The organism is Hoskinsella mucinilytica (genome assembly GCF_045223415.1).
Classification (GTDB): Bacteria; Bacillota_I; Bacilli_A; order Erysipelotrichales; family Erysipelotrichaceae; genus Hoskinsella; species Hoskinsella mucinilytica.
The window spans coordinates 1-6,343 of sequence record NZ_JBEQZJ010000080.1; the positions used below are offsets into that span (position 1 = coordinate 1).

Genomic DNA, 6,343 nt, shown 5'->3' on the forward strand with positions numbered 1-6,343 from the left:
AATCTTGATTCTTATCTGCGTAATCCTAAAAAGATAGCGTAGAGATATGATGAAAGAGATTCTGGATTGGTCCTTATCACTGTTCAGAAGTTCATGAATGAAAACTTTTCCGTTCTTGGGAACCTACCCAAAAAAAGGAATGGCGTAGCAGGCCATTCCTTTTCCATGCTTTGTGTTGTCACAAAACATTCGTTCTTGGGTAACTACATAATATTATATATGGTTGAATTTGTCAAGGTACTAATAAATATTTTTTAATAATATTATTTTTAGAATAGGCCATTTTGTTTTTTTAAGAAAGATTTGAAAATGGTTTTTTGAAAATGATAATAAATATTTTCTTTATTTATCATAAATTTTCTGAAAACTATATTTTTAACTTCTAGATTATTGTATAATAATTGGGAATGAAGAGGAGTGAAGTTAATGAGTCTTCTAGATGATGCTAGAAAGCAGATCAATGAGATTGATGCACAAATGGCAAAGCTTTTTGAACAGCGGATGCAAGCTGTTGAGGATGTCATACGATATAAGGTAGAACATCAAATGGATGTTTTGGATTCTGGCAGAGAACAAGAGGTTTTGAAAAAAAACACAGCTTTGATTAGACAAGATAGATATAAAGAGAGCTATCAAGAATTTATGGAGAATATGCTGAAAATCAGTAAGGATTATCAGAAGTCAGTTATTTATCATGATACCGTTGGATATCAAGGAGTACAAGGAGCTTTCTCACATATAGCAAGTGAACGTGTATTCCCTTATCGAAAAAAACGAAATTTTGCATCATTTGAAGATGTGTTCCAAGCGGTATGCCATAATGAAATTGCTTATGGTGTCATTCCTTTTGAGAACTCATATACAGGAGAAGTTGGAGAAGTACTGGATTTGTTATCACGTTATGATGTTTATATACAACAAATCTATGATTTAAAGATTTCGCAAAATCTGCTTGGTATCAAAGGGGCAACCTTACAGGATATCAAACAGGTGTATTCTAAAGATCAGGCAATTTATCAGTCTAAGCAATTTTTAGAGGGAAGAGGCTATGAATTAATACCTTATCCCAATACGGCTTTGGCAGCAGAATATGTTGCAAAACAACAGGATAAAAGTAAAGCTGCAATAGCTGCAAAAGATAATGCTGAATTATATGGACTGGATATACTAGCTGAAGATATCAATACCAGTGAACAGAATACAACAAGATTTATCATTATTGGTAAACAACTGGTCAAGGAAGGAAATCGGTTCTCTATGATTTTTACTGCCAAGCACGAAACAGGAGCATTGGTAAGAGCAATGGAGGTAATATCCAATCATGGATTCAATATGGAAAGTATCAAGTCAAGATCGATCAAGAATAAACCATGGGCGTATTATTTTTATGTAGAAATTGATGGTGATTTAAAAGAAGCACAAGCGGATGCACTTGTTTTAGATATGAAAGATGTTTGTGAAGATGTGAAGATACTTGGTGCATATAAGAAAGAAAGCAGGGATGAAGAATGAGTTTTGTGAAAGAGAAAGTCAATACGACACCAATTGAAGATACGGTATTTGCAATCGTAAAAAAGGCAAAAGAAGCGAAAGCGGCAGTAGGGGCAGAGAATGTGGTAGATGCGACCATTGGGTCTTTATACAATGAAGAGGGAACCATTGTAGCGTTTGATAGTGTGTTTACACCATATAACAACATTCCTAAGGAAACAAAGGCAGCATATGCAGGTAGTTTTGTAGGAAATGAGGGATTTCGTCAACAGGTTTATGATTGGATCGTAAAACCAAGTGGATGTCAGTTGGCACATAGTGTCATAGCAACACCTGGAGGTACCGGTGCAGTAGCAATCACATTAAGTGAGATTTTAGATGAAGGCGAAACCGTCATTTTACCTGAAATTGCATGGGGTTCTTATAAATTAATGGCTACGATGGATAATTTGAATGTAAAAACTTATTCATTATTTGAAGAGGATCATTTTAATTTAACTAGCTTAAAAGAAACCTGTTTAGAAGTAATTCAAAAACAGAAAAAGTTATTGTTGGTAATTAATGATCCTTGTCATAATCCAACAGGATATTCCTTAACTATGGAGGAATGGAAAGAAGTGGTTGATTTCTTAAATGAGTGTGGAAAGAAGGTTCCGGTTGTATTATTAAACGATATCGCTTATATTGATTATGCGTATGACTTACCACATTCAAGAGATTATATTCAGACCTTTGATGGTTTCAGTGAAAATGTTATGGCAGTGATTGCATTTAGCTGTAGTAAATCATTAACATCTTATGGATTACGTTGCGGGGCTGCAATTTTGCTAGCTAAAACACAGGAAATTGTTCGTAGTGTAGAAATTGTTTTTGAAAAAGCAGCAAGGGCTATTTGGAGTAATGTACCAAATGCAGCAATGGATAACTTTACTTATGTTACAACAACAAACCATAGTGCTTATATGGAAGAAAAAGATAGATATGTAAAACTGTTGAAAGAAAGAAGTGATATCTTCACTACGGAAGCAGATGCTTGTGGATTGGTTTATTATCCATATAAAGAAGGATTCTTTGTTACTGTTAAAATTGAAGATAATAAAATCCGTGATCGTTATCATGATGCATTGATGGCACAACATATTTATACAGTAAAGGTAAATAAAGGTATTCGAGTTGCAGTTTGTTCATTGAGTGTAGAAAAGACGAAAGGTCTAGCGAAAAGAATGAAAGAAATCTTAGATACCATTCAATAAAAAATCGAAAGGATGAGAAAAAAGTAGTAATTTCATCCTTTTTTTTGACAAATTTACAAAAAAATGTGCCCATTATTAAAAATGATTGATTAAAACGATTTTTATGCTATAATTCACTCAATAAAAAAACAAGGAGGAAATAGCATGAAATTAAAGAAATGTATTTGTAGTTTTATGGTCTGTTCTATGGCTTTTATGGGATTAACTGGATGCCAGTTTCAAACAAGTAAATCTTTGGTATTCAATGTGGAAACTGGAGATAAGATTGAGGTAAAGTTGGATACAACAGATAAACATACCTTATCTCACGAGGATAACATTTTTGAAATAAAAAAGGATGATAAACTTGTTTTGAAAGGGATATTCATTACAAAAGATATCTATGACATTTATCTCAATAATATCCATACATCTAAACAAGCAACGATCATAGAGGATAAATTAGAGGAAGAGGAAGGATATCTCTTTTACAAGGCTGATGTTGAGGATGGTTCCGAATATGATTGTATTTTTATGGTAAAAGATGCAAATACAGGAATTTTATTAGGAAGCAATGAGAGTGAGGAAGTAGCTAAAGAAGCGATGGATAAGTTAACGATTACTGCAAAAGACTAGTGTTTTATGATGATGTTAGGTAAACAAATCGTTTGCCTAACATATCTTATCAGTTGGTATGAAAGTTGATAAAAGCATATCATAGCATTTGTATCTATTTCGAAGTTATTGTAAAGTAGTGTTGAGGTGATGTTATGATTTTATTTGTTAGCGGGCGTAGTGACATACCTGCTTTTTACAGTCGTTGGTTTTTTAATAGAATAAAAGCGGGGTTTGTAGACGTAAGAAATCCCTTTAATCCTCATCAAATATCGAGAATACCATTAACAAAAGAACAAATAGATGTCATTGTTTTTTGTACAAAAAATCCAATTCCTATGTTATCTCGATTAGAAGAAATCCCATTTCCCTACCTTTTTCATATAACGCTTACAGCATATCGTCAAGATATAGAACCCTATGTTCCTGATAAAAGGAAAATCATAGAAGCGATTCAGCTGTTATCACAAAAAATAGGTAAAAAGCGTGTCATAGTTAGATATGATCCAATCATTTTAACAGATACTTATACCATCGCTTATCACATAAAAGCGTTTGAGCGACTTTGTCAACAGTTACAGGGGTTCATTGAAACCATCATAATATCATTTGTGGATATGTATAAAAATACGAAACAAAATATGACCAAGATGAAGATGCGAATGCTTACAAATAAAGATATGTATGAGCTTGGAAAAGCCTTTGGAGAAATTGCACAACGATATCATATTCAGCTTCAAACTTGTGCTGAGGAAATTGATTTGAGTGAGTTTCACATTAAAAAGGGGCTATGTATGAATATGCAAGATATCACAGAAGCAATCGGACATAGCTTTGAGGTTCCAAAAGGAAAAGGTGTTCGTAAAGAATGTGGCTGTTTGCCAAGTGTGGATATCGGTGATTATAATTGTTGTTCGCACGAATGTTTATATTGTTATGCAAATTATGATGCAAAACGTATTCATGAAAGAGTCTTACTTCATGATGAACATAGTAGTGTTTTATTGGGATATATTGAGGAAGAAGATCGTATTACGATTCGTAAAAAGAAAGGTGTATCACAAAATAAACTAGATTTATAAATTAAATATTAACTATATTAAGAAAAAGATTGAACGATGAAGCACTAAAATAATTATAAAAATTAGAAATATTGTCGATTTCTATCGATTTTGTACATATTTCTATGATAATATCTGAAAAAAATAATGGCATCTATTTCCTACAAAAATTCTCTGATATAATATATTTGTCATATGAAAGGGAAGCGAATGATTTCGCTGAAGGGAGTCGTTATTATGAAAAAATTATTAGCTTTTGCATGTACAGCATTATTATTGGCTGGTTGTGGTTCATCAGGTGAAGTAAAGAAAGAATCAAAAACTTGTTCAATGGAAGAATCCGGCATCAAAATGGATATCAAAATGGATGCGGAAGATGATGTTATCAAAACAATTGAACTAAGCTATTTAATGCCTGGATCATTACTTGGTGGAGATGCATCTGAGCTTTCAGAAGATGATATGAAAACTATGGGCGATGCAGTTTTAGGACAATTAGGTGTAAAAGAAGGAGAAGGAATCAATGCTAATTTCAAAGCAAAAGATAAAGATCTTGTTGCTACTGTAAATATTGATTTATCAAAAACGGATGCTTCAATCCTAAATAAAATGGGTATCTCAGGAAATACAAAAAATGTAAAACTAAGTGAAACTGTAGAAAGCGCAGAAAAAAGCAAGATGACTTGTAAATAAGTTACAAAACAAAATAAAGAAGCAAGAATCCCTTCATGATAGGAATTCTTGCTTTTTTATTGGATAGGAAATCTCTGGAAAATCATTCAACTTTCTTTTCTTCATAGTAATATCCAGAATTTTTTATCTGAAGCAATCAATTGAGATTAACTGCATTCGTATATTAAATTAAATTCAAATAAGACTTAATATCATTGTTTTAAAAACTCAGTTACTTCGTCAAAAGTTCTTTTTCCTAATGCAAATTGTTCTAATGCTATATATCTTTTTTCTGCAATAGTAAGCTCTTTTTCGCAACATATGGTCACAAGTTTTATTTCATCTTTTAATGGTTTTAATATATTCATTTTTTTCTGGTAAGCTTCAAAATATCTTAGTCCAAACCTTCTTTGTGACTCTGCGTTAATATGTATGCCGTCTGGATTGGCATATAAGTTTTCCCCAGTGACAAAATAACAATTCTTATTATTTTCTGCATAACTAAGCAATTCATCATTTATTAATTTATATTCTGTGCAGCTTCGTCCAAATCCTGACTTCCCTAAATAATCTCCTAAACCACCAACAATAAATGGAATTTCTGAAACGCCGAGTTCTTTCCTAAATGCATTAACGATAACATTGAGCTTTTGATGATATTCCTTATATCTTTCACTACGACTATCATTTTCGCCCTGATGCCATAAAATTGCAATCAGTTCGCTGTTTTCCATTGCGAATTTCGCTTCACTAATAGCGTGACGGAATAAAGATCCACTGATACACCAATCATCAATAGAGCTACCACCCTCTGCACAAGGAATTAATCCTATTTGTTCATTTTTGTTTGCTTTGCACCAAGCTTGGGCAAATGATGCCACTGGTCCTACACCTGCAACTGACCTATCATAATGTATTGGTTCTGTCATCATCTGCCATCTTCCGTTTTTAAGTGTGTGAATGTTTTCATTATAAATTGGTGTAACTTCATGTAAAAATCCACGACCTGCCATATTTGATTGTCCTATAAGTAAAACTGATTTCATTACATTATCCTCCTTGTCTAAGTAAGTTTTCTATTATTTCATGCTTTGTTTAATACAACCCTGTTTCAATAGATTTTATTTCTCATATTTTATGTGTACTCATACCCTTATAATTCCTTTCTTTTATTAACTTCATTTATTATAGAATCAACATATAGAAGAAAAAAGGGTTAAGAATTATTATAATTATTTATTCCGACAAGAAAATGATCCATAAATGGATCAG

Annotated in this window: 6 protein-coding genes; 5 read left to right on the forward strand and 1 reads right to left on the reverse strand. The window is 32.5% G+C overall.

The window, feature by feature from the left end; translation table 11 throughout:
• The first annotated feature begins 426 nt into the window (after positions 1–426).
• The 5 genes from UGRO018_RS17270 to UGRO018_RS17290 all read left to right on the forward strand — a co-directional run bounded on the left by UGRO018_RS17270 (position 427) and on the right by UGRO018_RS17290 (position 5,092).
• Complete coding sequence (locus UGRO018_RS17270) at positions 427–1,512, forward strand: chorismate mutase (protein ID WP_416327758.1); 1,086 nt, start codon at positions 427–429, stop codon at positions 1,510–1,512.
• A complete protein-coding gene (locus UGRO018_RS17275; RefSeq protein ID WP_416327759.1) occupies positions 1,509–2,744 on the forward strand; it encodes a pyridoxal phosphate-dependent aminotransferase in 1,236 nt (411 codons plus the stop codon). The genes UGRO018_RS17270 and UGRO018_RS17275 overlap by 4 nt, the downstream gene beginning before the upstream one ends.
• A gap of 144 nt (positions 2,745–2,888) precedes the next feature.
• Entirely contained in the window at positions 2,889–3,359 is a 471-nt protein-coding gene (locus tag UGRO018_RS17280; RefSeq protein ID WP_416327760.1) for a hypothetical protein, read from the forward strand.
• A 134-nt stretch (positions 3,360–3,493) separates the two neighbouring features.
• Positions 3,494–4,420 carry a DUF1848 domain-containing protein gene (locus UGRO018_RS17285; RefSeq protein ID WP_416327761.1) on the forward strand — a complete coding sequence of 309 codons (927 nt, stop codon included), beginning with the start codon at positions 3,494–3,496 and terminating at the stop codon, positions 4,418–4,420.
• A 216-nt stretch (positions 4,421–4,636) separates the two neighbouring features.
• Positions 4,637–5,092, forward strand: a complete 456-nt coding sequence (locus UGRO018_RS17290; protein WP_416327762.1) for a hypothetical protein — start codon at positions 4,637–4,639, stop codon at positions 5,090–5,092.
• Between the two features lie 191 nt (positions 5,093–5,283).
• Here the strand turns inward: UGRO018_RS17290 and UGRO018_RS17295 are convergent, their stop codons facing one another.
• On the reverse strand, positions 5,284–6,117 hold the full coding sequence (locus tag UGRO018_RS17295; protein ID WP_416327763.1) for a sialate O-acetylesterase: 834 nt from the start codon (positions 6,115–6,117) through the stop codon (positions 5,284–5,286).
• Between the last annotated feature and the right edge of the window lie 226 nt (positions 6,118–6,343).

Coding starts and splice junctions, on each gene's coding strand:
- UGRO018_RS17270 (WP_416327758.1), top strand. CDS start 427: ATGAGTCTTCTAGATGATGCTAGAAAGCAGATCAATGAGATTGATGCA.
- UGRO018_RS17295 (WP_416327763.1), bottom strand. CDS start 6,117: ATGAAATCAGTTTTACTTATAGGACAATCAAATATGGCAGGTCGTGGA.
- UGRO018_RS17280 (WP_416327760.1), top strand. CDS start 2,889: ATGAAATTAAAGAAATGTATTTGTAGTTTTATGGTCTGTTCTATGGCT.
- UGRO018_RS17290 (WP_416327762.1), top strand. CDS start 4,637: ATGAAAAAATTATTAGCTTTTGCATGTACAGCATTATTATTGGCTGGT.
- UGRO018_RS17275 (WP_416327759.1), top strand. CDS start 1,509: ATGAGTTTTGTGAAAGAGAAAGTCAATACGACACCAATTGAAGATACG.
- UGRO018_RS17285 (WP_416327761.1), top strand. CDS start 3,494: ATGATTTTATTTGTTAGCGGGCGTAGTGACATACCTGCTTTTTACAGT.